This is a genomic window from Nocardiopsis alba DSM 43377, assembly GCF_000341225.1.
Lineage (GTDB): Bacteria > Actinomycetota > Actinomycetes > Streptosporangiales > Streptosporangiaceae > Nocardiopsis > Nocardiopsis alba.
Window position 1 is genome coordinate 324966 of the sequence record NZ_ANAC01000010.1, and the last position, 22095, is coordinate 347060.

Sequence of the window (22095 nt, forward strand, 5' to 3'; positions counted from 1 at the left end):
TACACGTGTCAGCCCGCGGTCGCGGTGTCGCCGACCACCTTCAGGGCCGGCGCGGGGGCGTCGACGCCGATGGCCTCCTCGATCGACCGGTAGCCGGCGGAACGCACCAGCCGGGCCAGGCCCCGGTGGATCCGGCGCGGCCACAGCGGTCCGCCGTAGATCAGCCCCGTGTAGCCCTGCACCAGGGTGGCGCCCGCCCGGATCCGGGCCCAGGCGTCCTCGGGGGTCTCGATGCCGCCGACCGCGATCAGGGTGACCCGGTCGCCGACCTTGGCGCGCAGACGGCGCAGGACCTCCAGCGAACGCCGCTTGAGCGGGGCCCCCGACAGACCGCCGCCACCGGCCGCCTCCACCTGCTCGGCCGAGCTCTCCAGGCCCTCACGGGAGATGGTGGTGTTGGTGGCGATGATCCCGTCCAGCCCCTCGGCCAGCGCGAAGTCGGCGACGGCGTCGACGTCCTCGTCGGCCAGATCGGGCGCGATCTTCACCAGGAGGGGAAGGTCGGAGCGGCCGGCCTCGGCCAGCGACTCGCGCACCGCGCCGACCAGCGGACGCAGACGCTCCACGCCCTGGAGGTCGCGCAGACCCGGGGTGTTGGGCGAGCTGACGTTGATGACCATGTAGTCGGAGTAGGGGGCCAGCCGCAGCGCGCTGAGCGCGTAGTCGGCGGGCGCCTCCTCCTCCGGGGTCACCTTGGTCTTGCCGATGTTCACCCCGACCACAGGGCCCTCACGGTCACGGTCGTGGTGCAGCCGCTCGGCGACCAGGGCCGAACCCTCGTTGTTGAAGCCCATCCGGTTGACGATCGCGCGGTCCGCGACCAGCCGGGCCAGACGCGGCCTGGGGTTGCCGGGCTGGGGGTGGGCGGTGACGGTGCCCACCTCCACGAAGCCGAAGCCGAGCGCGGCCAGGCCCCGAGGGCTCTCCGCGTTCTTGTCGAACCCGGCGGCCAGACCGAGCGGGCCGGGGAACTCGCGCCCCAGCGCGTGCACGGTCAGTTCCGGCTCACGCGGGCCCAGGACCCGGGTCATGGCCTCGGAGACCCCCGGTACGGCGGTCACGCCGCGCAACGCGGCGAAGCTCAGTTTGTGCACCTTCTCCGCGTCCATGTGACGCAGCACCGAGCTGAAGAGGATCTGGTAGAACACGGTCATCCGTTTCCGTCACCCTCGCGTTCCGCGAGGAAGCGTTCGAGTTCCGCGCCGAGCTCGTCGGCGGTGGGCAGGCCCTCCTCGTCCGTGCCGAACGACCTCGAGTCCCCCTCGCTCTCGGCACGGGAGGAGACGATGTCGTCGTACTGACGCTCCAGGTTGGCGACCACCCGCTGGATCTCCTCGGAGGCGGCCACCTGCTCGGCGATCTCCACGTCGGCGGCCCGGGCCGTCTCCTCCATGTCGTCGGTGGGGATCGCCAGCCCGGTGGCGGCCGTCAGATAGCCGATCGCGGCGATGGCCGCGCGCGGGTACTGCGACTGCGCCAGGTAGCTGGGCACGTGGACGGCGTAGCCGATGAAGTCGTGGTCCAGCTCGCCCAGACGGTACTCCAGCAGCGAGACCGCCCCGGCCGGCACCTCCACCCTGCCGATCCAGGGGGTGTGCCCCGCGACCAGTTCGGGACGGGTCGAATGCGGGGTGACCGTGACCGGGCGCGTGTGCGGGACCGCCATCGGGATGCCGTTGACGCTCAGGGACAGCGAGACCGCGAAGCGTTCGACCAGCCGGTGGACGGCGACCACGAACAGCTCCCACTCGTGATCCGGCTCGGGCCCGTGCAGGACGAGGAAGGGCGTGCCCTCGTCGTCGTGCATCCGGTAGAGCCCGATCTCGGGGGCCTTGTACTCGGTCCAGGTGTTCTCGACGAAGGTCATCGTCGGCCGGTGGTCACGGTAGTCCACGAGTCGGTCGGTGTCGAAGGTCGCGACCTTCTCGGCGGTGAACCGTTCGAAGAGCCACTCGGAGGTCTGGCGGCCCGCTTGTCCGGCGTCGACGAAACCGTCCAGACAGACCAGCATCACCGGGCCGACGATGTCGTCGAAGCCTGGATGGAGTTCGTACAGATCTGCGGGGTCACGCACCGGATTCTCGTCTCCATAGGGTCGGGATCACAGGACGACTCGCCTACGAAGGCCCACCCGAACGGTCCCTTGTGACGCACTTCGGGGTCGCCACGCCCTGCTTTTCCACCATACCGACCCGTTCCGGGTCCCCACCGGCGTCGACCCCTCGGTCGTGACCACGGCCACAGCGCCCGCCGTGGTCCGGCCGTCACACCGGGTACGGACCCGACGGATCGGATCGGCGGCGTCTCGAACGCTTCGGCCGTGTGATCGGACCTCCGCCCGTTCCACGCCAGGGTGAGGTGCTCGACCGGGATGTTCCCGACCGAACACCTCACCCGAGCTTCGGTGTGGGCGACCGATCACGCATGGCGCGATGGCCGAGAGGGCGGTCGGCCGTCCCCCTCGGAGGCACCCCGGTGGTCAGCGCTGTTCGGCGACCCTCAGGGTCCGCAGTCGGTTGAGGACCGCGGCGACCTCGTGCCGGCGCGGCAGGACGTAGTCCCCGTCGAAGTCGTCGCCGAGCAGAGAGACCCCGCGTTCGGCCAGGGCCCGGTCCAGCGAGTCCAGAGCCTCGGCGAGCGTACGGGAACCGTTCAGGTGGCCGCCCTGGACCAGGGCGCGCAGGGCCAGCCCGGCCCCGGTGATCTGCCCGGCGTCGACGAACTGCTCCACCGAGCGGACGTCGACGTCGCTCTCCCCGAAGGTCAGCACGTCCATGTCGCGACGCTTGAGTCTGCTCCGCCCCTTGGCCCCTCGATCGTCCACCGATCTCGGGTCCACCACACGGGCCCGGGGCCGGGTGAACACGGAGTCGGTGCGTTCGCGGGCGAGCGCGCGGGCGCGTTCGGTGACGTCGTGCGGATGGTAGGCGTCCAGCATCACGACGTGGTCGGCGACGTCGAAGTAGTCGCCACTGCCGCCCATCACCAGCACCGTGGAGACACCGTGCTCCCGGTACAGGGGGCGCACCAGGTCGATGAAGGGCACCAGGGGTTCCCGGTCGCCGTGGACCAGTTCCTGCATCCGCTCGTCACGGATCATCAGGTTGGTGGCCGTGGAGTCCTCGTCCACCAGGAGGGTATGCGATCCGGCCTCCACCGCCTCGCAGATGTTGGCGGCCTGGGAGGTGGAACCGGAGGCGTTCTCGGTACGGAAGTCCCTGGTGTCGGAGCCGGTGGGCAGGTTGCGCACGAACGGACCGACGTCCACCCGTTCCACCCGGCGGCCCTCCTCGGCACGGATCTTGACCGCGTCGGCGCGGGTGACCACGAGTTCGCGACCGTCGCCCGGAACGTGGTCGTAGACGCCGCGTTCCAGGGCGTGCAGCAGGGTGGACTTGCCGTGGAAACCGCCGCCGACGATGAGGGTGATGCCCTCGGGCACCCCCATGCCGGTCACCGTGCCCCGGTGCGGCAGGTCGACGCTCACCCGCAGGGACTCGGGCGAGGCGAAGGGCACCATGCCCGCCCCGGTCAGGGGTTCGTCACTCACCCCACTGCGGCGGGGCAGGACGGCCCCGTCGGCGACGAAGGCGACCAGCCCGCGGTCGGACAGGGCCTCGCGCAGGGCGACGGTGTCGACCACGCTGTCGGCGTAGGCCTCGGCGGCCTTCCGGTCGATCTCCTCCCAGTCGAGGTCGTCGACCAACTCGGGGACGGTCCGGCAGAGTTCGCGCTCGGCGGCGCGCCCGTCGATCCGCCGCCCGTGTCCGGGCAGATCCAGACCGAACCGCAGGTCGAGGGAGCCGTCCGCACCCACCCGACAGGACGAACGGACCAGGACCTCTTGGCCCCCGGTGTCGATCTTGAGCCTGGACCCCTTGAGCAGGCGGCGGGCGAGTCGGCCCAGGAAGTCGGCGGTGGCCCGGCGGCGGACCGGGTCGGTGTAGGCGCTCTCGGGGATCCCGGCGTCGGGGCGCAGGATCCGCAGTCGGGAGGGCGGCGCGAAGGGGTCGGCCTGGACCCGCTGCACGGTGAGGGTGAAGTCGCCGAAGTCCCAGTCACCCTTGAGGGACTTGTAGCGCCCGTAGGAGGCGCCGTCCATCTTCGACAGCTCTTGGGACAGGCGCGCGTCGTCGCGCACCCCGCGAATGGGCTCGGGTTCGGGCCGGCGTCCCCCGCCGCCTCCGCCTCCTCGACCGCCCCCGCGGTACCCGTGGCCCTGCCGTCCCGTCATCGTTTCCCCCCGGCGTCGTCGGTTCTCACTGCCCCGCCAGGTTAGGTCTTTCGCGCCTTCCCCGCTCCGGCCCTGTGGACAACCCGCCGAACGGCCCTACGGCTCCGGGTTCGGAAGGACGTCGTCGAGGATCTCCTCGAACTCGTCGGCGGTGGGTTTGGCCTCTTGGAGGAGCGTGTGCAGCAGGATCCCGTCGATCACGGCGGTGACCACGCGCACGCGGACGGGATCGTCGGTGTAGCGGCGGGCGAACGCCCCCACCGCGGCCAGCCAGTCGTCCGTGGACCGGCGCAGGTGGGGGCGGCGTGCGGCCAGGAGGAAGAGTTCGTACTCGGCGAGCAGACGTCCCGGTTCCGCCGCGACCCGACAGAGCAGTTCGGCGAGTTCTCGTCGACGGTCGCCCTCGGTGGTCAGGCGGCGCATCCGCCCCGCGTCCTCGTCCATCACGCTGGTCAGCGCCGCGGTGAGCAGATCACCCAGGCCGGTGAAGTAGTAGGTGGTGGCGGAGGTGGGCAGTCCGGCCTCCTTCGAGACCGTGCGATGGCTGACCCCGGCCACCCCGTCGCGTTCGATGACGCGCAGGGTCGCCTCGATGAGGGCCTTGCGGCGCAGTTCGCCCTTGGCTCGGCGTCCGTCGATCTGGGTCAGCGCTCCTCCTCGGTCCGGGAACCGAGGGTAGCGGAGTCGTTCACCTCCTCTCCGCCCTTCGCGACCCGCTCCGGCAGGCGGTTCGCGACCAGGACCACGACCAGGGCCGCCGCTCCCGCCACGATCGCGACGTGGAGACCGCCGTCGGTCCCGCCGGCCTCCACCGCCCGGCCCGCGGCGAAGGTGCCCAGGGCCGTGCCGACGGTCAGTCCGGTCAGCGCCCAGGTCATGCCCTCGGTGAGCCGTTCCGGGGCGACGATCCCCTCAATGAGGGTCATGACCAGGATCATCATGGGGGCGAAGAACACCCCGGAGACCAGCACCACCAGGGAGAGGGTCACGATGCCGTCGGCCGTCAGGAGGAGTGGCGCGGTCAGGGCCGTACCCGTGACCGCGACCGTCAACTGGGTCCGCGGCCGCCAGGGAATCCGGAGTCCTCCGAAGACCAGACCGGAGACGGCCGAGCCGAGGGCGTAGCAGGACAGGACGATCCCGGTGGCGCCGGGGACGCCGCGGGCCTCGGCGAAGGCGACCGCGACGACGTCGATCGCCCCGACGATCACCCCTCCCGCGAGAAGGATCGCCACCAGCAACAGGAGGTGAGTGTCGAGAAGGCGCCGGCCCCGCTCGGTGGCCCTGGGTCCGGTGACACGGACCGGTGGTTCGGTGGAGCGCTGGGCGACGAACAGACCGACCCCGACCGCGAGGAAGGCGGCGGCCGCCAGCGGGCCCGCCTGAGCGAAGGCCATCGTGCTCAGGACCACGGACAGCGCGGGGCCGGTGATGAAGGTGAGTTCGTCGGCCACCGATTCGAAGGCGTAGGCGGTGCGCAGTCGAGGTGTCCCCCGGTGGATCTCGGTCCAGCGAGCTCGGGACATGGCGGACATGTTGGGCATGGCGCCGGCGGGGATCGCGAGCACGAAGAGCAGGGCGGTCGGGGCCTCGAGCCATACGCACGCCGACATCGCCAGCAGGGAGGCGACCGAGACGAGCGCGGCCGGAGGCAGGACCCGACGCTGACCGAAGCGGTCGGCCAGACGGGAGATCCGAGGCGAGATCAGGGCCATGGACAGGGTGAACGTGGCGGCGACGGCCCCGGCCAGACCATAGCCGCCGTAGGTGGCGGAGAGCATCGTGATGAGGCCGATGTTGGTCATGGCCACCGGCATGCGGCCGATGAGTCCGGCGGCGGTGAAGGCTTTGGCCCCGGGCGCGGAGAAGATCCGCGCGTACGGATTGGGCATGGCTGATCCTCGGGATCGGGTCGGAGGGCGTCGCGGTTCGCGGACGCCGATGCCCCTCGAAAAAACTGGGACACTTGTCCCAGTTTCTATACGCGAACCGCCCGGGGCACAAGGACATGTGGTGCACGCCATGCTCGCCCGTTCCACCGAAGGGCCGTTGCCGCCGCCACTCCGGACGACTACGTTGCGTACAAGCCCGCCCAGACAAGGAGTTCCGCCGTGAGCACGGTCCTGTTCGCCCCGGAGACCTTCGACCTCGCCGAGACCACGCGGACCATCGAGGTCGCCCGGCACCTGAGGGACCGGCACGAATGCGTCTTCGCCGGTTACTCGGAGCGATACGCGGGCCTCATCGAACAGGCGGGCTTCGAGTACTTCCCCCTGTCCCCGGTCCTCACCGACGACCAGGCCGAACAGCTGCTCCGGTTCGACCAGGGGCGCGCCGTGACCCACCCGTTCACCGCCGAACTCCTGCGGGAGCGGGTCGAGGGCGAACGTGCCCTCAACACCCTGCTGCGCCCGGCCGCGACCGTCATCGGCAGCACCATCAGCCAGTTCGTCTCGGCACGGGCCGACGGGGTCCCGCTCGTCTACGTCAAACCGTTCGCCTACTCGTGGCCGCACCTGCGCCAGATCCGGTCGGTGCCGCTGCTCTCCGGACGCGGCACCCTCGCCCGGACCGTCGACGCCGGCGCCGCCCGCCTGCTGCGCGAGGTCGCCCGGTACACCACCCTCAAACCGAGGGGCTTCGTCCAGGTGGCCCGGGAGAACGGGGTGAGCGTCCCCCGGCGCACCGTCGAGGCCTTGGACGGCGACCTCAACCTGATCGCGTCGATCCGACTACGGCCCTACCTGCTTCCCCCGCACTACCGGTGGGTCGGCCCGATCTACGCGCGGCTGGGCGGCGAGGTACCGGCCGAGGTGACCGAGGTGGTGGAGAAGGCCGAGCGGCGCGGCCGACCGGTGGTGTACTTCGCCATGGGCAGCTCGGCGAACCGGGAGATCGTGCTCAGGGTGCTACGGGAGCTGTCCCGCATGCCCGTGACCGTCCTGGCCCCGGTGGCCCACTACCTGAGGCCGGGCGACCGCGCCGCGCTCGGTCCGCACGTGCACGTGTTCGACCTGCTCCCCGCCCATCTGTTGGGCGGCCTGATCGACGCCTCCGTCATTCACGGTGGAGAGGGGACCGTGCAGACGGCGGCGGTCTCGGGCAAGCCCTTCGTCGGCATCGGGCTCCAGGCCGAGCAGCGCTGGAACGTCGACGAGTGCGCGCGGTTCGGCGCCGCGGTGGCGCTCGGTCCGCGACGGGCCCACGGCGAACCGCTGCGGCGCGCCTTCGAAGCGGTCCTGCACGATCCGGCCCTGCGCACCCGTGCCCGAGATCTGCGCGCCCACCTGGCCGGGGTGGACGGGGCCCGCAACGCCGCCGACCACGTCCACGCGCTGATCGAAGCCTCCCGATGAGCTCCCCGCGGATCGAGCCGGTGCTGGAGGTCGACCATGGGAGGTTCCTGCCGTTGTCGGGGGACCTCTCCCCCACCGGGCTGGAGGCCTTCCTGACGACCTGGGCCGAGTACAACGACGCGGAGGATCCGCGTGGACTGCTCGACCAGGAGATGACCCTGTTCCCCGGCGGTCTGCGCGTGATCCGTGCCTCCGGGGCGAGCGTGAACCCCGGGTGCTGCTGTGGCCTGGAGGACTGGCGGGAGTGGTCGAACCTGCTCGATCGCACCCATGTCTGGATGGGGCACGACCCCGGCGTCGTGCAGGAGTTCGTCGGTGACAGGATTCGCTTCTCCCAGGAGGGGAAGGAGTTGCGGATCGACCTGCCCCTGCGGGACCTGCCCGGACTGCTCACCCGGGTCCACGAGGACCTGCGGGGCCTGCTCACCCTGGTCGAGAGGGAGCGTGGAGCCGAGGTCGCCGCCCTCCTCGACCGCGACCTCCACATCAGTGATCCGCTGGACCTCCCTTGATCCCCCAAGGCCTTCGATTCGTGGTCACGCATCGGGGGTGGGGCCTCGAAGCGGTCCGGTGGGTATCCCGGCCCCACCGGACTTCGCGTGTCCGTCCGCACGGCTTCGACCCGAGGACCCACCCCGCCGCGGGCCGGCGGGTGGCCGGAGCGGCATGGGGACACCCCGCTCCGGCCACGGGCGACCACTCGGCTCTGGAGGAACCGGGGTCGCCGGCCAAGGTCGTACACGGGTCAGGAGGGCCCCGGTACGACCGTTTCGGCACCGCCCCGGAGGGGGTGGGGGATGCCGACGTCCTCATTCCTATCGGATCCGGGCCCTCCGTGAGGGGGAAACCGGGATTCCGCGATCACGGAAACCCGCCGGCCACGGCGGTTCTCAGGCGATGGTCGCCCGGAAGGCCCGGTCGTGGTCGTCGACGGGGGCGTCGTCGAGGTCCTGGACGAACACCGCCACGGCCCGTCCGCCGTCCCGGTCGAGCCGCTCGGCCAACTCCGTCCAGTGACGGTGGTTGGGGTGGTCCATATCGGTGCAGGCGGCCGCCGGGGACAGGAGGGCGACGGCCTCCGCCATCGTCTCGGCGTCCAGCGTGTAGGTGGCGGTGCCCGAGACGTGGCCGCAGGCGCGCGCCAGGGCGATGCTCGACAGCAGGCGTTCGTTGACGTTGGTCAGGGTGAAGACGGTCTCGCCGTCACGGAGCTCGCCGATCGCGAAGGCGACCGGTCGTCGCCAACCGGTGTGCGCCTCCTCCATCCGGTTCAGCCCGGCGACGACCTCTTCCCTGGTCCTCCACTGCTCCATGCTTCCTCCTCCTGCTCTCAAAGGTCCAGTTCGCCGGTGGCGACGGTGACCGCGTGGCCGCCGATGAGGACGCGTTCACCGGTCAGCCGCAGTTCCAGGTCGCCTCCGCGCCGGGACGCCTGGTGCGCCCGGAACCCGGTCCGGTCGAGCCGTTCGGCCCAGTAGGGGGCCAGGACGGTGTGTGCGGCCCCGGTGACCGGGTCCTCGGGGACCCCCATCTTCGGCGCGAAGAACCGCGAGACGAAGTCGTACTCTCCGGAGCCCCGCGCGGTGACGATGACGCCGCGCGAGGGCAGCGCCTCGATCAGGCCGAGGTCCGGGGTGAGGGAGCGGACAATGTCCTCGTCGTCGAGCTCGACCAGGAGGTCGTTGTTGCCGCCGATCCCGGTCCGCACCGGGGGCGCTCCCAGGGCCTCGACCAGGCCCTCTGGGGCCTCGACCTCCGCGGCCGGGCGGGCCGGGAAGTCCATCCACAGCCGTCCGTCGCGGCGTTCGACCGTGAGGATCCCGCTGCGCGTGCTGAAGCGGTACGGCCCCTCGACCTCCAGCTGCGTGAGGGCGTGCGCGGTGGCCAGGGTGGCGTGTCCGCACAGGTCGATCTCGGCGACCGGGGTGAACCAGCGCAGTTCGTAGTCGGCCTCGTCGGAGTCGATCCGGCGGGCGAAGGCGGTCTCGGAGAGGTTGAACTCCGCCGCGACGCCCTGGGCCCAGACGTCGGGGTACTCGTCCGACAGGACCAGGACGGCGGCCGGATTGCCGGCCAGTGGGCGTTCGGTGAAGGCGTCGACGACGCGGTATTCGGGCATGGGTTCATTCTGCCGAGCCTGCCGGGGAGCGTGCCGCGCCGGCCCGGGTGAGGAACCCCATCCGCCGGCGGCTATCTCAGGGGCGGCTCGTCCAGGATGAACATGGTGCGGGTGCTCTTGACCTCGGGCAGTCGTTGGAGACGTTCGAGGACGAAGGTGCGCAGGGCCGCGGCGTCGGTGACCCGGACCAGGAGGAGCAGGTCGACGTCGCCGGAGACCAGGGCGGCGTGGTCGACCTCGGGGATGTCGCTCAGGTACTCGCGGAACCTCTCCCACGAGTGCTGTTCGATGCTCACCGAGACGTACGCGGACAGCGCGGTGCCGTACTTCTCCGGGTCGATGACCGCGGTGAAGCCTCGGATGACCCCGTCACCGCGGAGGCGTTCGAGGCGGGAGTAGGCGTTGGCGCGGGAGATGTGCGCGCGTTCGGCGACGGCGCGGATCGACATACGGCCGTCGTCGCGAAGGAGGGCGATGATCCGGCGGTCGGTGTCGTCCAGCTTCTCGGCCATGTGTCTTACCTCATACCGTCCCGGTGGTGGACGGATCGGATGTTCTGCGAGGGGGCGGGTCCTACCGAGCAGTTCGTCCAGCATCGGCGTGGAGGCATCGACAATATGGGGTGATTCACTTCATATTCAAGACATGAAGCACATCGATGGGCGAACTCCGTCGGTTCCCGCTCCGGGATCGACGCGCTCGTCGGGGCGGAACGGCCATGGCCGCGGACGTCGTTCGTCCACCGTCCCGGGCGGGTCGTGCTCGTCGAACTCCACCGTGTCGGGACCGTGGAGGGTCCCGGACCACGCGGGCGGCAATGGCGCCGCCGGAAGTCACGCGGGTCCGGACGCCTTCTCATCGGCCCTCGACGCGGGAGCGGGCGGGCGGTCCTCACCGCCCCGCCCGTGGTGCGGGTGGGCCGTCGAGGTCAACGGCGACCGGCGGCCCGCCCACGAACCCCCTCTCAGGACACGGTGTCCATGGGCCTGAGGGACAGGTCGTCGCCGAGAGCCCGGGCCACCTCGGCGGCCCGGGAGTGGTCGTCGAGCCGCCGCGTCAGGTAGGCGCAGGAATGTCCGTGACGGGTGGACCACCACACGGCGGAGCCGCCGATCCCGCCCTTGGCGATCTTGTCCGGATCACGGAGGAAGCCGAGGGTCCAGGTGAGTTCGACACCGAAGACGTCGTCGTGCCCGGTCGCCTGCGGCGCGAGATACTCCTCGTGGAGTTCGGTGCCCAGCAACGCGCGGACGGGCCCTTCAGGGTCGGTGATCCGGGACAGGAGACCGGAGAGCGCCGAGGCGGTGGCGTGCAGGCCGATCCCTCCGAAGACCGACCGGCGCCGAATCGCGGAGTTGGAGCGGTCCGGGTCCAGGCTCCCCCGCGGAGTGGAGAGCCAGGCCGCGGCGGGCAGATCCCTCGCCCAGTCGGGGTGGGCGTACTCCAGGTCGGCGACCCGGTCCAGTTCGTTCTCGGGGACGCCGAATCGGGCGTCCAGGTCGAGGGCGGGCCGTACCCGCTCATCGAAGATCTCACCGAGGGTGGACCCGGTGGCGCCGCGCAGGATCCCGTCGATGAGGTGCCCGTGGGTGAGGGCCTGCTCCCCCGTCCGGGTGCCTGGGGCGTACTCGGGTTCGGCCTCGGCCAGTGACGTGAGGAGTCCGCGCTCGTCGAGAGGGTCGAGGGTCGCCGCCGATTCCGGGAAACGGGGCAGTCCGGAGCGGTGCGTGAGCACGTGTCTCAGGGTGGTCGCCCCCTTGCCGTACCGCTCGTAGCCCTTCCAGTGACGGGAGATCGGTGTGTCGAGGTCGAGGGCCCCGTCACGTACCGCGACCAGGGCCGCCAGGGCGGCGAACGGTTTGGACACCGAGTAGGTCTGGACGAGGGTGTCGTCACGCCAGGGACGTCGCCGCCCCGTGTCGGCCCACCCGGCGGAGAGCCGGACGACCTCGCGTCCTCCTCGCCGGACCGAGAGTCCGGCGCCGGTCTCCCGTCCGTCGTCGACGAACCTCTGGAGCACCTCCCTCAGGCCCTCGTAGCCGGCTTCGGCCTCTCCTCGTACGCGCATCGGCCCGTCCTCTCCGTCCTGGTGTACGAACGAGAACGAAAAATACCCCAAGGGGGTATATGAGGCAAAGGTCGGGCACGCCGAAGGGCCGCGGTCATCCGACCGCGGCCCTTCGTCTTTCCACTCCGGCCCACCCGTGACGGGGAGCCCTGGCCCCTCCCGAGGGAGGGGAACCTGGCCGTTCGGGCTCTCCTTCACGGAGGCCCCGAGTGGTCCAGGGGTGGTCCTGATCTACTTGTCGCCGCCGTTGCGCAGACGGTTGATCATCTCGGAGACGTTGTTGCCGCCCTCGCGCACGAGGTCGAGCAGCGAGGAGACGCCGTGACGACCGGAGCTCTCGGCCATCAGGCCCTTGCCGCTGTCGTCGTCGGCCCCGGCGTGGACACCGGCGGGACGCCGGGTCCAGGCGAAGACCAGAGCGATGATGACGGCCGGGATGATGGCCAGGGCCAGCAGGGCGGAGGCGGAGGGAGCACCCTCGGCGCCCATCAGGCCGGTGCCGGACAGGTCGTTCGTGGCGGTCTCGGCGGTGACGCCGGTGCCGCTCTGACCCTCGTCCTCACCCGCGACGGGGGCACCGTCCTGGTCCTGCTGCTCGTCCTGAGCCTGCTGCTCGTCGGAGCCGTCCTTGGAGGTCTCCTCCTTGGACTCGTCCTTCTTGGACTCCTCGTCCTTCTTGGACTCCTCCTTCTTGGAGTCGTCCTTCTTCTCGGACTTCTCGTCCTCGCCCTTGTACTCGGCGGGCATCGGGGAGACCGCGTCCTCGCACTTGTTCTCGGGCTGCTCGAAGGGGTGCGGAGCACCCTCCTTGCCGGCGCCGTCGCCCCACTTGGTGATGTAGTACTCGACCTCGGCGTGGCCGTTGCCACCCGTGACGACGTAGTTGGTGCTGTCCCAGGACTCGCCCATCATGTCGGCGAAGGTCTTGCCGTCGATGTCGAGAAGGACGTCACAGTCGTGGGAGGGGACCCCGGGACCGCGGTCCCCAATGAAGAATTCGTACTCCTCGCCCTCGTAGACGATGAAGCCCTCGGTACCCAGCGGCCAGCTGGGGCTGGAGAACAGCCCCTTCTGCATGGGCTCGCCACCTGCGGGCATGCCCGTGTCACCGTTGATTCCGGAAGCGTCGTCCCAGAAGTAGGTAGCGGTGACTTCGCCGTGCTGGATCGGAGTGTCGTTGCTCATGTGGTATCAGCCAGGTTGACGACAGGGCCGAGGAGACCGGGACATGACGTGTCGAGGCGCACCGGCGCACAGGACTGCGCTCGGGGTCGATCAGGTCATGAGGTGTTCCGCGTCGCCTGTGGCGGACCGCGGGCGGGAACGGGGGGCCGGATCGGCTCCGCCGGACAGCTGGCGCGTGGATTCGCGCGGCTCGTCCCCGAGCGAGAGAAGAGGTCTCACTTCCCCTTCCGGCCTCGGCCGGTCAAGGGCTCGGCACCGGCTCATTAAAGATCCATAACGAACCGGTCACGAAGGACACTAACCCACGCCTTGGCAAAGTGCCGAAGGATCGCGGGTAAAATGACACACCGTGTCTTGACCGCCACTTTCGGGAAGCGATCGGACACGCCCCGAAAAACGCGAGAACCCCTGGTACACAGGGGTTCTCGACGTGAAAGGGCGACCGGAGAAGGCTCCAGGCGTGGCGCGCGTCATAAACCTGAACATGGCCCTCGAAGGCGAACAATGCCTGCTCAACAGGGGTGTGTTCACCGATACGTCCTGAAAGCGGGGCTGTTCGGACATCGAACCGGGGGACGCACACGCGGCAAAGGCCACGCCAACGTGGTATTGCTCCGGGTCAGCCCCGAGAGCGCGAACCCCTCCGAACGCAAAGAACCCCCCGGTAGGTTGCCCCACCGGAGGGTCGAATGTCGGTCAGGTCACCTGTGACCTGCGGTTGAAGCGCTCGGCCCGCCACTCCCCCGATTCCACGACCTCCACCAGCGCGGTCGCCGCGTCGAAGACGTCCACGTAGCGCAGGTAGAGCGGGGTGAAACCGAAGCGCATGACGTCGGGGGCCCGGAAGTCGCCGATCACCCCGCGCTCGATCAACGCCTGCACGATCGGATATCCGGCGCCCTCCTCGGGCTGGAGCAGGGCCACCTGGCTTCCGCGCCGCTCGTGCTCGGCGGGGGTGATGGAGGACAGCCCCACCGAGGCCGCGCGGGCCAGGAACAGGTCGGTCATGGCCAGGCTCTTGGCGCGGACCCGGTCCATGTCGGCCTTGGCCCACACGTCCAGCCCCGCCTCCAGGGCCGCGTCCGCCACCAGGGGCTGAGAGCCGCTCAGGAAGCGGGAGACCCCGGGAGAGGGCTCGTAGTCGGGGGTGAAGTCGAACGGACGGGCGTGTCCGTGCCACCCGCTGAGCGGCTGGTCGGCGACGGCGTGGTGCCGGCGGGCCGCGTACAGGAACGACGGGGCTCCGGGACCTCCGTTGAGGTACTTGTAGGTGCACCCCACGGCGAAGTCCACTTCGAGACCCGACAGGTCGATGGGGACCGCCCCGACGCTGTGGCACAGGTCCCAGATCACCAGGGCGCCGTGCTCGTGGGCCAGGCGGGTGATGCCCGCCATGTCGCGGAGCACGCCGCTGCGGTAGTCGACGTGGCTGAGGAGCAGGGCGGCCACGTCCCCGCGCGCCAGCTCCTCGGCCAGACCGGGGCCGTCCGGGTCGACCCGGCGCTGCTCGGCGCCCAGCAGGGAGACCGCGCCCTCGGTGACGTAGAGGTCGGTGGGGAAGTTGCCCGCCTCCCCGAGCACGACCGAACGTCCGGACAGACGGACGGCGGCCACCAGGGCCTTGAACAGGTTGGCGGAGGTGCCGTCGCCGACGATCACCTCGTCCGGATCGGCCCCCACCAGGGGCGCGACCTTGGCGCCCAGGGTGCGCGGCTTGTCCCACCAGCCGGCGTCGTTCCAACTGCGGATGAGGTCCCGGCCCCATTCGCGTTCGATCATGTCGGCGACCCGACCGGGGGTGGAGCGCGGCAACGCCCCCAGGGAGTTCCCGTCCAGGTAGATCACCCCCTCGGGGAGGACGAACTCCTCGCGAAGGGGGGCGAGGGGGTCGGCCGCGTCCAGCTCGACGCACTCCTCACGGGTGGTGGGTGTCATCGGGTCCTGCTTCCTACACGGGGCTCGGGGCCGGGGTGGGTTCGGGTGATGCCGCTCAGACCGTACTGCGCAGGGACCACAGCTCGGGGAAGACGTCCTGCTCGGCGTTGCGGGCCAGCCAGGTGAGGCCGTTGGAACCGCCGCTGCCCGGCTTGGCCCCCATGGTGCGCTTGACCGCCATCAGGTGCGTGTGGCGCCATCGGGTCACCCGTTCGGCGACGTCCACCAGGGTCTCGGCCAGCAGGAGCAGTTCGTTGCCCGGACGGTCGTCGGCGTAGACCTCCGCCCAGGCGCGCTCGACCCCTTCGGAGGGTTCATAGGCCTGGGTCCAGTCCCGCTCCACCGCCTCGGCGGGGACGGGAAGGCCTCGCCGGTCCAGCAGGCGCAGCGCGGCGTCGTAGAGTCCGGGACGCTCCAGCAGCCCGGTCAGTTCCGCGGCCACGTCGCCCATCGCCTTGTGCGGGCGGATCATCGCGGCGGACTTGTTGCCGAGGAGGAACTCCAGCCTGCGATAGCCGTAGGACTGGAACCCGGAGGCCTCGCCGAAGGAGTCGCGGAACCGGTTGAAGCCGGTGGGCGTCATGTCGGAGAGCAGCCCCCAGGAGGCGTTGAGGACGTCCTGGGCGTTGCAGGAGCTGCGCAGTCGGGCGATCGCCCCGGGGACGTCGTCGGCCTCCAGCGCGTCGCGCGCGGCCTCCCAGTGCCCTTGGACCAGGGAGAAGAGCAGCTCCATCACCTGTGTGGTGATGATGAAGGTGGACTCGAAGGGCTCGTCGGTACGGGTCCTCTGAAGGTCGAGCAGCGTGTCGACGCCGATGTAGTCGGCGTAGGGGGTCTTGCGTTCGAAGGCCAGGGTCGGTCGGCCCCGGTTCTCCTCGGCCTTGTGGGCCCTGGCCGCCGCGGCGTCCTCGGCACCGCTCTCCGCGGGTGCGTAGGGACACTGCCCGGCGGTGGTGGTGGAGAACATGGTCACTACCCCTCGTGTACTGCGTGACTTCGTCGATCGCACGTATCACGTCGCCCTCGAAGGATCCCCTCTGCACGGACGCCGTGAACGTGAATCCACATAATCGAATATATTCCCGACACAAGGAAGGGCCATCGGCCCGCGAGGACCCCCTGCGGCTTTACATTCATAACGAGAACAAGACGTCGACCTTGGGAACGTGAACCATGACCTCACGACCGCCGATCCCCCTGGACGGCGTCGACCGGCGGATCCTCGGAGAGCTCCAACGGGACGGGCGCCTGTCCTTCAACGAGCTCTCCCGCAGGGTCAACCTCTCGGCCCCCGCCGTGGCCGACCGGGTACGCCGCCTCACCGACCGCGGGGTGATCACCGGCTATCACGCGCACGTCGACCCGGCCGCCGCGGGCCTGCCGGTGACCGCCCTGGTCCGCATGGAGTGCTTCGGGGCGCACTGCCTGTTGCGCGAGCGCTCCTCCCTGGAACTGCCCGAGATCCTCCAGGTCCACCGGGTCACCGGAGACGCCTGCTGCGTCCTGCTCATCGCGGTCCGCTCCATGGAGCACTTCGAGGAGGTCATCGACCGGTTGGCGGAGCACGGTCGCCCCTCCAGCACCATGATCCTGTCCACCCCGGTGCCCTGGCGCCCGGTGACCGCGACGGAGGCGTGATGGGCGTCCTGGTCGACACCCCGGTCTGGCCCGGTCCCGGCGGACGCCTGTTCGCCCACCTGGTCAGCGACGACTCCTTCGAGGAACTGCACGCCTTCGCCCGCCGACTCGGCGTACCCGGACGGGCCTTCGAACGCGACCACTACGACATCCCCGAAGAGCTGCACCCCAGGGCCCTGGAACTGGGGGCCGAGCATGTCGGCGGACGCGAACTGGTCACCCGGCTACGGGCCGCCGGTCTGCGCAGGCCCAAGCACCCCGGTCGGTCCAGGTCACCAGAGGCCCCCCGTCCTCCTACCGGAGAGCCGGTCCACCTCGGCGGAGATGTTGGCCCTGGCCCGGGGCTCCCACCGTTCCCGTCCGAATTCGGTGTTGAAGAGGCTCGGCCGCTCCAGCAGTGAGCGCAGGACGGCCAGCCGCCCACAGCGGAACTCCCTCTCCGGGATCTCCCGGTACTCGGCCCGGATCGCGGTGACGTAGGCCAGGTACTCGTCCCGTGCGCTCCCCAGCACCGCCAGGTCCGCGTCGCACACGACGCCTCCGTCGCGGTCCCCCTCCTCGGGCCGGTGGTCCTTGGTGAGCAGAACCAGGCGCACCACCTCGGAGATCATGGCGGGCCCCACCCCCAGTGGGTCGAGCAGGCGTTCGGCCAGCCACGCGCTCTGTTCCTCGTCCTCCCCGGGGTGTCCCTCGTAGACGGCGTCGTGGAACCAGAGCGCGTAACGCACCGCGTCGACGTCGGACGCCTCCTCCTGGAGGATGTCCACGGCGCGCAGGGTGTCCCACAGGTGGGAGAGCGTGTGATAGCGACGATGCGGTTCGCTCCAACGGTCGAGGAGCTCCCGGCCCACCACCCTGGCCTCGAAGCCCCCGCCCGCCAGACGGGCCCAGGCCGCCGAGAGGAGGATCGCGTCCTCCTCGTGCCGAGGGTGGAAACGGTTCGGTCGCTCTTCGAAGCTCACCATGAGGCCGGTATTCCCCCTCCCGTCCTCGGTGAACTCCGAGGACGGGGACCGTTCCACCCCGAGGGCGACCTGACCGATAGGCCTATCATGGGATGGTTTGTGGCCGAGGGCGAGAGACACAGGACGAGGTCGGATGTCACCAGTGCAGACCCTGCGGCGGATGAACCGGATCGCCGGTTGGCCGTTGCTCCTCGCCACCTTCCTGGCCCGACTGCCCATCTCGATGACCCTGATCGGGCTCCTCACCCTCGTCACCGTCACGACCGGCAGCGTGGCCGCGGCCGGCCTGGTCTCGGGTGCGTTCGCGCTCGGTGAGGCGGTGGGCGGGCCGATCATCGCCCGTTTCGCCGACCGTCACGGTCAACGCCTCCCCGTCCTGGTGACCGCTCTCGTCGACGCCGCGCTGATCGCCCTGCTCGTGGCCGCCGTGGCCGTGGACGCCCCGCTCCCCCTCCTGATCGTCCTGGCCGTGGTCGGTGGCCTGTGCATGCCCCAGGTCGGCCCGATGGCCCGGACCCGCTGGGTGGTACTGATCCGTCGAGGGCCCGAACGCGGTGTGGAGCGCGAGCGTTCGGTCTCGGCCGCCATGTCCGTCGAGGGGGTCCTCGACGAGGCCTCCTTCGTGCTGGGCCCGGCCCTGGTCGGCGTCCTCACCCTCACCCTCTCCCCGACCGCGAGCGTGCTCGGGGCCGCGGTGCTGCTCGGGGTCTTCGGCTCCGTGTTCGCCCTGCACCCCACCGCCCCCGCCGGAAGCGTCCCCGAACGCGGCTCCGAGGGGCGGATCGCCCGCCCCGCGCTGTTGATCCTGACCGTGCCCATGTTCTGTCAGGGCCTGTTCTTCGGCGGGATGTCGACCGGGGTGACCGCCTTCGCCGACAACGCCGGACACGGCGACCTGTCGGGGTTGATGTACGCGGTGATGGGGTCCAGCAGCGCCGTGGCCGGTCTCATGATGGCCTCGTTGCCCGTGGGCTTCACCCTGACCGCGCGGGTCAGGGTGGCGGCCGGCGGGCTGGCGCTGCTCACCCTCCCCCTCTACCTTGATCACGGCCCCGTCGGTCTCGCGGTGACGATCTTCGTGTTGGGCATCGCGATCGGTCCGCACATCGTGAGCCTGTTCGGTCTGATCGAACGGGCCGCTCCGCCCAGCCGACTCTCGCAGTCCATGGCCATCGTGCTGAGCTGCCTGATCCTGGGGCAGGCGTTGGGCTCCATGATCGCCGGTTCCCTCGCCGATCTCCACGGCCATCAGGGGGCGTTCGGTCTGGCCACCGTGGGCGGGGCGATCTCCCTGGTCGTGACGGTCCTGGTGATGCGCGGCCGCTGGTACGAGCGCGTTCCGAAGGCACCGGAGGTCCCCGTGACGAAGGACACCGGGGTCTCGGCCGGATGAGGCGTTAACGACCCGTTAAGGAAGAGCGCGAGAACGGTCGGGCTGGTCTAGCCTCGGGAGCCGTGCTTGAGATGTTCAAGGCGCTGGCACCGGGTGCCCGCCTCCGCTCCGATTCCGCCGTCCCGCCGCTGGCCGGCATGGGACGCGTGACCCTCTCCGTACGCGATCACGAGGTGAGCGCCCGCTTCTACCGTTTCGTGCTCGGGTTCCGTCCCGAACGGCGGGAGTACCGGCACGGCGTTCTGCGCACCGGCTTCAGCCATCCCTGTGGCGTGCTCATCGACCTGGTCCAGTACCCCGACAACTTCAAGGGGCGGTTCGACCACCGCCGTTGCGGGCTGGACCGGCTCACCCTGGCCGTGGACAACCTGGGCCAGTTGGAGGCCTGGGAGGACCGCTTCACCCGGCTGGACGTGGAGCACGAGCCGGTATCGCACGGCGAGGAGGGCTCCACCCTCGTCTTCCGTGACCCCGACGGCACCGCGTTGGCCCTGTTCGCCCCGGCCGACCCCGACACGGGAGAGGACTGATCCTCTCCTTCGGTCCCCGGACGACGGGCCGGGGACCCGCTCCCTTCCTCAGTCGCCGTCGACGATCTTGAGACGCACGTCGCGCTCGGCCAGCTCGTCCAAGGCGGAACGGGGAAGACGGTCGTCGGTGACGATCAGGTCGAACTCCTCCAGCCGTGCCACCCGGAAGGTCCCGAACTTGCCGTACTTGGTGCTGTCCACCACCAGGACGCTCTTGGAGGCGATGCGCAGCAGCTCCTGCTTGGCGATCACCTTGGCCTCCGACGGGGTCGTGGAACCGCGTTCGGCGTCCCAGGAGCTGCTCGCGATGAAGGCCAGGTCGACGTTGACCTGACGCAGGAAGTCGGCGGTGAACTGACCCACCGAGGAGTGGTCCGAGTGCGAGACCACGCCACCGGTGTGGATCAGTTCGATCCCCGGGTACTCCATCAGGTGTCCGACGACGTTGAAGTCGCTGGTGATGACGGTCAGCCCGACCTTGTCGGTCAGCAGCGGCACCATCTGTAGCGTGGTCGTCCCCGCGTCCAGGTAGATGGTGAAGTTCTCCCGGACCAGCTCGGCGGCGGCGCGGGCGATGGCCCTCTTGGCCGGCACCTCCAGCTGGGCCTTGGCCAGGTAGGAGGGCTCGCTCTTCAACCTGGCGGCCAGCCGTACCCCTCCGGTCACCGACAGGACCTTGCCGTCGTTCTCCAGGGCCTGGATGTCACGGCGCACCGTCATGTGGGACACGGACAGCATCGACGTGAGCTCGTTGATACTCAGCACATGGCGCTCCTGGAGAAGCTTGAGGATGTGCTCGCGTCGCTGATCCGGAATCATGGTTCGCCTCACGCTCGGGGGCCTGTCTGGGGGCGCCGTGCGATCACGGCACCCGATAACAAAGTTTCCCAGTTCGCAGCGGTCGAGACGATTCCCACGCGACGTGAGACCGCTCGCAATCGAGGCGTGTCCCACGGCCGTCGTGACGTCCCCACCGCCGTCAGGGTAGGCCTTGGTGGGCGTTTTTCCTGTTTGCACCACGTGCGGCGCCGATCTTTGCCACCCTGGATCGCATGACGTTGTCCATCGCACTACGCGGAGACACCGCGCGCTTCCCGGGTAACACGCTCCCGGCACTGCGGTCGGCCCTACGTGCCGGGGTCGACCTGATCAAGATCGACGTCCACCTGACCTCGGACGGTTATCCCGTCCTGGTGGACGAACGTGTCGTGGCCCTCCCGGGTTCCGAACCCCGACGGATCGGTGATCTGACCCTGGCCGAACTGGCCGGCGCACGTGAGAACGTCGAACGTCGTGTGCCGACCCTGATGGAGGTCCTGGCCGAGTTCCTCGGTCGGGAGACCACCCCCCTGATGGTCGACGCCGCCTCGCCCGAGGCCGCTCTGGCCGCCGACACGGTCCTGCGCGAACACGGCTTCGTCGATCAGGCGTTGTTCACCGGCCCGGTGGAGGCGCTCCAGGCCTTGCGCGCGCGCCGTCCGGCCACCCCGATGATGCTCTCCTGGGACCAACCCGGGCCTCCCCCCGAGGATCTGGCCCGTTCTCTACGGCCGACTTTTCTGGGAAAGCATTACACGCTGCTGGACCGGGAAACGGTCGGGGAAATGCATCGTTTCGGATATCGTGTCGTCGCCTGGACCGTGAATGAATTCCCGGAGATGGCCCGTCTCATCGGAATGGGCGTCGACGCCATAGCCACCGAACGCGTCGACGATCTGGTGTCGTTGACCTCCGGACGCGCCCAGGGCCCCTCCTCTCATGGAGACCCGGTCTCGGGCCCGGTACCCCAGGTGGCTCCAGGGGTCGCAGGGCCCGACTGACGCGCCGCAGGGCCCGTGTGACGGTGGCGGGACGGGGAGGCAAGGGCCCTCGACCCGGCCCTGGAAAGGACACATGAAGCGGTTCATGTGGAACACCGACGTCACCCACCTCGTGCTCTCGGCATTCTTCATCGATCTCCGTCGTTCCACGCTTTTTTCGAAGCCTTGTCGATATCCTTGACGTCCCTCACTTCAACGGCGCACAACGACCGATGAGACGACAATCAATGACGGCCGACCTCTCCCCTCACTCGCTTCGCACGACGGCCCCCGTCCTGGACTGCGCGGCACGCCTGTTCGCCGAGCACGGCTCCCGAGGCCTGCCCATGTCCGCCCTGACCCACCGGATCGCCGCCGAGACCTCCACCGACGGGGCCGCGCTCCGCCGTGCCTTCCCCACCCGCTTCGATCTGACCTACGCGATCGTCCTGCGCGCCACCAGAGAGCGCGTCAACGACCAACTGACCACCGACGTCCCCGACTCTCCCGCGACCCGACGCATGGCCGACCTGGTCCGCAGGCACGTCGCCAGCGGGTGGAGGCATCGGGACGCCGTCGCCCTCGGCCGGGAACTGCTCCCCACCCTGCGCGCCATCCACCCCGTACGACATCGGGAGATCAGCGGTCTGCACCGACTCTTCCGCGATCACGTCCGCGAGATCGTCCTCGCCGGGATCCGCGAGGGCCGATTCGAGATCACCGACCCGGGGAGGGCCGCCGACAAGGTCCTGGAGACCTTCGACTCGCTGCTCCACTGGTACGACCCCGAGGCCGGGCTGAGCATCGCCGACCTCGGAGACGTCTACGTCGACCTGGTCATCCACCATCAACTCGGCCATCCCCGGTGAACAC

General features: G+C 70.0%; 21 protein-coding genes and 1 pseudogene. 8 read left to right on the plus strand and 14 right to left on the minus strand.

All coding sequences use genetic code 11. The features are described 5' to 3' along the window. Nucleotides 1-8: 8 nt before the first annotated feature. From D451_RS0108740 to D451_RS0108760, 5 genes are all read right to left on the minus strand, one after another. Nucleotides 9-1154, minus strand: coding sequence for a quinone-dependent dihydroorotate dehydrogenase (locus D451_RS0108740; RefSeq protein WP_017534133.1), 1146 nt, complete (start codon nt 1152-1154; stop codon nt 9-11). Beyond that, entirely contained in the window at nt 1151-2074 is a 924-nt protein-coding gene (locus tag D451_RS0108745; protein WP_017534134.1) for a proteasome assembly chaperone family protein, read from the minus strand. The genes D451_RS0108740 and D451_RS0108745 overlap by 4 nt, the downstream gene beginning before the upstream one ends. Before the next feature lie 405 nt (nt 2075-2479). Next, a complete protein-coding gene (locus D451_RS0108750; RefSeq protein WP_017534135.1) occupies nt 2480-4234 on the minus strand; it encodes an ABC-ATPase domain-containing protein in 1755 nt (584 codons plus the stop codon). A 96-nt stretch (nt 4235-4330) separates the two neighbouring features. Further along, the gene (locus D451_RS0108755; RefSeq protein ID WP_014911339.1) at nt 4331-4792 is read right to left on the minus strand and encodes a TetR/AcrR family transcriptional regulator; all 462 of its coding nucleotides are present in this window, start codon (nt 4790-4792) and stop codon (nt 4331-4333) included. An 86-nt stretch (nt 4793-4878) separates the two neighbouring features. After that, nucleotides 4879-6126 carry an MFS transporter gene (locus tag D451_RS0108760; RefSeq protein ID WP_017534136.1) on the minus strand — a complete coding sequence of 416 codons (1248 nt, stop codon included), beginning with the start codon at nt 6124-6126 and terminating at the stop codon, nt 4879-4881. Nucleotides 6127-6345: 219 nt separating this feature from the next. Between D451_RS0108760 and D451_RS0108765 the strand changes: the two genes are divergently transcribed. Beyond that, the gene (locus D451_RS0108765) at nt 6346-7590 is read left to right on the plus strand and encodes a nucleotide disphospho-sugar-binding domain-containing protein (protein ID WP_017534137.1); all 1245 of its coding nucleotides are present in this window, start codon (nt 6346-6348) and stop codon (nt 7588-7590) included. Next, nucleotides 7587-8102 carry a hypothetical protein gene (locus D451_RS0108770; RefSeq protein WP_017534138.1) on the plus strand — a complete coding sequence of 172 codons (516 nt, stop codon included), beginning with the start codon at nt 7587-7589 and terminating at the stop codon, nt 8100-8102. The genes D451_RS0108765 and D451_RS0108770 overlap by 4 nt, the downstream gene beginning before the upstream one ends. A 378-nt stretch (nt 8103-8480) precedes the next feature. Here the strand turns inward: D451_RS0108770 and D451_RS0108775 are convergent, their stop codons facing one another. From D451_RS0108775 to D451_RS0108805, 7 genes are all read right to left on the minus strand, one after another. Continuing rightward, on the minus strand, nt 8481-8903 hold the full coding sequence (locus D451_RS0108775; RefSeq protein WP_014913359.1) for a hypothetical protein: 423 nt from the start codon (nt 8901-8903) through the stop codon (nt 8481-8483). A gap of 17 nt (nt 8904-8920) precedes the next feature. Then, nucleotides 8921-9709, minus strand: a complete 789-nt coding sequence (locus D451_RS0108780) for a PhzF family phenazine biosynthesis protein (protein ID WP_017534139.1) — start codon at nt 9707-9709, stop codon at nt 8921-8923. Nucleotides 9710-9780: 71 nt separating this feature from the next. Beyond that, a complete protein-coding gene (locus tag D451_RS0108785; protein WP_014908665.1) occupies nt 9781-10221 on the minus strand; it encodes an Lrp/AsnC family transcriptional regulator in 441 nt (146 codons plus the stop codon). A 452-nt stretch (nt 10222-10673) separates the two neighbouring features. Next, the gene (locus D451_RS0108790) at nt 10674-11777 is read right to left on the minus strand and encodes a serine hydrolase domain-containing protein (RefSeq protein WP_017534140.1); all 1104 of its coding nucleotides are present in this window, start codon (nt 11775-11777) and stop codon (nt 10674-10676) included. Between the two features lie 231 nt (nt 11778-12008). Beyond that, nucleotides 12009-12962 (minus strand): hypothetical protein, encoded by a 954-nt coding sequence (locus D451_RS0108795; RefSeq protein WP_017534141.1) that lies wholly within the window; start codon nt 12960-12962, stop codon nt 12009-12011. A gap of 696 nt (nt 12963-13658) precedes the next feature. Next, nucleotides 13659-14897 (minus strand): kynureninase, encoded by a 1239-nt coding sequence (gene kynU / locus D451_RS0108800; RefSeq protein ID WP_014908835.1) that lies wholly within the window; start codon nt 14895-14897, stop codon nt 13659-13661. 55 nt (nt 14898-14952) lie between these two features. After that, entirely contained in the window at nt 14953-15864 is a 912-nt protein-coding gene (locus tag D451_RS0108805; protein WP_017534142.1) for a tryptophan 2,3-dioxygenase, read from the minus strand. 206 nt (nt 15865-16070) lie between these two features. Here D451_RS0108805 and D451_RS0108810 point away from each other — a divergent pair, with 206 nt between their 5' ends. Beyond that, complete coding sequence (locus D451_RS0108810) at nt 16071-16535, plus strand: Lrp/AsnC family transcriptional regulator (RefSeq protein WP_014912898.1); 465 nt, start codon at nt 16071-16073, stop codon at nt 16533-16535. Continuing rightward, a pseudogene (locus D451_RS28520) lies at nt 16535-16789 on the plus strand (DUF4031 domain-containing protein); the annotation flags it as partial. The gene D451_RS0108810 and the pseudogene D451_RS28520, both read left to right, overlap by 1 nt. A gap of 18 nt (nt 16790-16807) precedes the next feature. Here the strand turns inward: D451_RS28520 and D451_RS0108815 are convergent. Next, nucleotides 16808-17500, minus strand: a complete 693-nt coding sequence (locus tag D451_RS0108815) for an HD domain-containing protein (protein ID WP_014908346.1) — start codon at nt 17498-17500, stop codon at nt 16808-16810. A gap of 133 nt (nt 17501-17633) precedes the next feature. Here D451_RS0108815 and D451_RS0108820 point away from each other — a divergent pair, with 133 nt between their 5' ends. Beyond that, nucleotides 17634-18893: an MFS transporter gene (locus D451_RS0108820; protein WP_017534144.1), complete on the plus strand. Its 1260-nt coding sequence runs from the start codon at nt 17634-17636 to the stop codon at nt 18891-18893. A gap of 71 nt (nt 18894-18964) precedes the next feature. Next, a complete protein-coding gene (locus tag D451_RS0108825) occupies nt 18965-19423 on the plus strand; it encodes a VOC family protein (RefSeq protein ID WP_014908590.1) in 459 nt (152 codons plus the stop codon). Between the two features lie 48 nt (nt 19424-19471). Here D451_RS0108825 and D451_RS0108830 read toward each other — a convergent pair whose 3' ends face one another. After that, complete coding sequence (locus tag D451_RS0108830; protein WP_014911725.1) at nt 19472-20242, minus strand: DeoR/GlpR family DNA-binding transcription regulator; 771 nt, start codon at nt 20240-20242, stop codon at nt 19472-19474. 233 nt (nt 20243-20475) lie between these two features. On the opposite strand from D451_RS0108830, the gene D451_RS0108835 reads away from it, so the two are divergent. Together D451_RS0108835 and D451_RS0108840 are read left to right on the plus strand one after the other, a co-directional pair. Continuing rightward, nucleotides 20476-21243, plus strand: a complete 768-nt coding sequence (locus tag D451_RS0108835; protein ID WP_014913242.1) for a glycerophosphodiester phosphodiesterase — start codon at nt 20476-20478, stop codon at nt 21241-21243. Nucleotides 21244-21470: 227 nt separating this feature from the next. Next, entirely contained in the window at nt 21471-22091 is a 621-nt protein-coding gene (locus tag D451_RS0108840) for a TetR/AcrR family transcriptional regulator (protein ID WP_014912063.1), read from the plus strand. Nucleotides 22092-22095 lie beyond the last annotated feature (4 nt).

What these genes read in the sequence shown, in the direction of transcription:
- kynU (WP_014908835.1), bottom strand. Translation starts at nt 14,897, where the DNA reads ATGACACCCACCACCCGTGAGGAGTGCGTCGAGCTGGACGCGGCCGAC.
- D451_RS0108815 (WP_014908346.1), bottom strand. Translation starts at nt 17,500, where the DNA reads ATGGTGAGCTTCGAAGAGCGACCGAACCGTTTCCACCCTCGGCACGAG.
- D451_RS0108750 (WP_017534135.1), bottom strand. Translation starts at nt 4,234, where the DNA reads ATGACGGGACGGCAGGGCCACGGGTACCGCGGGGGCGGTCGAGGAGGC.
- D451_RS0108820 (WP_017534144.1), top strand. Translation starts at nt 17,634, where the DNA reads ATGTCACCAGTGCAGACCCTGCGGCGGATGAACCGGATCGCCGGTTGG.
- D451_RS0108830 (WP_014911725.1), bottom strand. Translation starts at nt 20,242, where the DNA reads ATGATTCCGGATCAGCGACGCGAGCACATCCTCAAGCTTCTCCAGGAG.
- D451_RS0108805 (WP_017534142.1), bottom strand. Translation starts at nt 15,864, where the DNA reads ATGTTCTCCACCACCACCGCCGGGCAGTGTCCCTACGCACCCGCGGAG.
- D451_RS0108785 (WP_014908665.1), bottom strand. Translation starts at nt 10,221, where the DNA reads ATGGCCGAGAAGCTGGACGACACCGACCGCCGGATCATCGCCCTCCTT.
- D451_RS0108760 (WP_017534136.1), bottom strand. Translation starts at nt 6,126, where the DNA reads ATGCCCAATCCGTACGCGCGGATCTTCTCCGCGCCCGGGGCCAAAGCC.
- D451_RS0108770 (WP_017534138.1), top strand. Translation starts at nt 7,587, where the DNA reads ATGAGCTCCCCGCGGATCGAGCCGGTGCTGGAGGTCGACCATGGGAGG.
- D451_RS0108775 (WP_014913359.1), bottom strand. Translation starts at nt 8,903, where the DNA reads ATGGAGCAGTGGAGGACCAGGGAAGAGGTCGTCGCCGGGCTGAACCGG.
- D451_RS0108780 (WP_017534139.1), bottom strand. Translation starts at nt 9,709, where the DNA reads ATGCCCGAATACCGCGTCGTCGACGCCTTCACCGAACGCCCACTGGCC.
- D451_RS0108835 (WP_014913242.1), top strand. Translation starts at nt 20,476, where the DNA reads ATGACGTTGTCCATCGCACTACGCGGAGACACCGCGCGCTTCCCGGGT.
- D451_RS0108810 (WP_014912898.1), top strand. Translation starts at nt 16,071, where the DNA reads ATGACCTCACGACCGCCGATCCCCCTGGACGGCGTCGACCGGCGGATC.
- D451_RS0108795 (WP_017534141.1), bottom strand. Translation starts at nt 12,962, where the DNA reads ATGAGCAACGACACTCCGATCCAGCACGGCGAAGTCACCGCTACCTAC.
- D451_RS0108740 (WP_017534133.1), bottom strand. Translation starts at nt 1,154, where the DNA reads ATGACCGTGTTCTACCAGATCCTCTTCAGCTCGGTGCTGCGTCACATG.
- D451_RS0108840 (WP_014912063.1), top strand. Translation starts at nt 21,471, where the DNA reads ATGACGGCCGACCTCTCCCCTCACTCGCTTCGCACGACGGCCCCCGTC.
- D451_RS0108825 (WP_014908590.1), top strand. Translation starts at nt 18,965, where the DNA reads ATGTTCAAGGCGCTGGCACCGGGTGCCCGCCTCCGCTCCGATTCCGCC.
- D451_RS0108790 (WP_017534140.1), bottom strand. Translation starts at nt 11,777, where the DNA reads ATGCGCGTACGAGGAGAGGCCGAAGCCGGCTACGAGGGCCTGAGGGAG.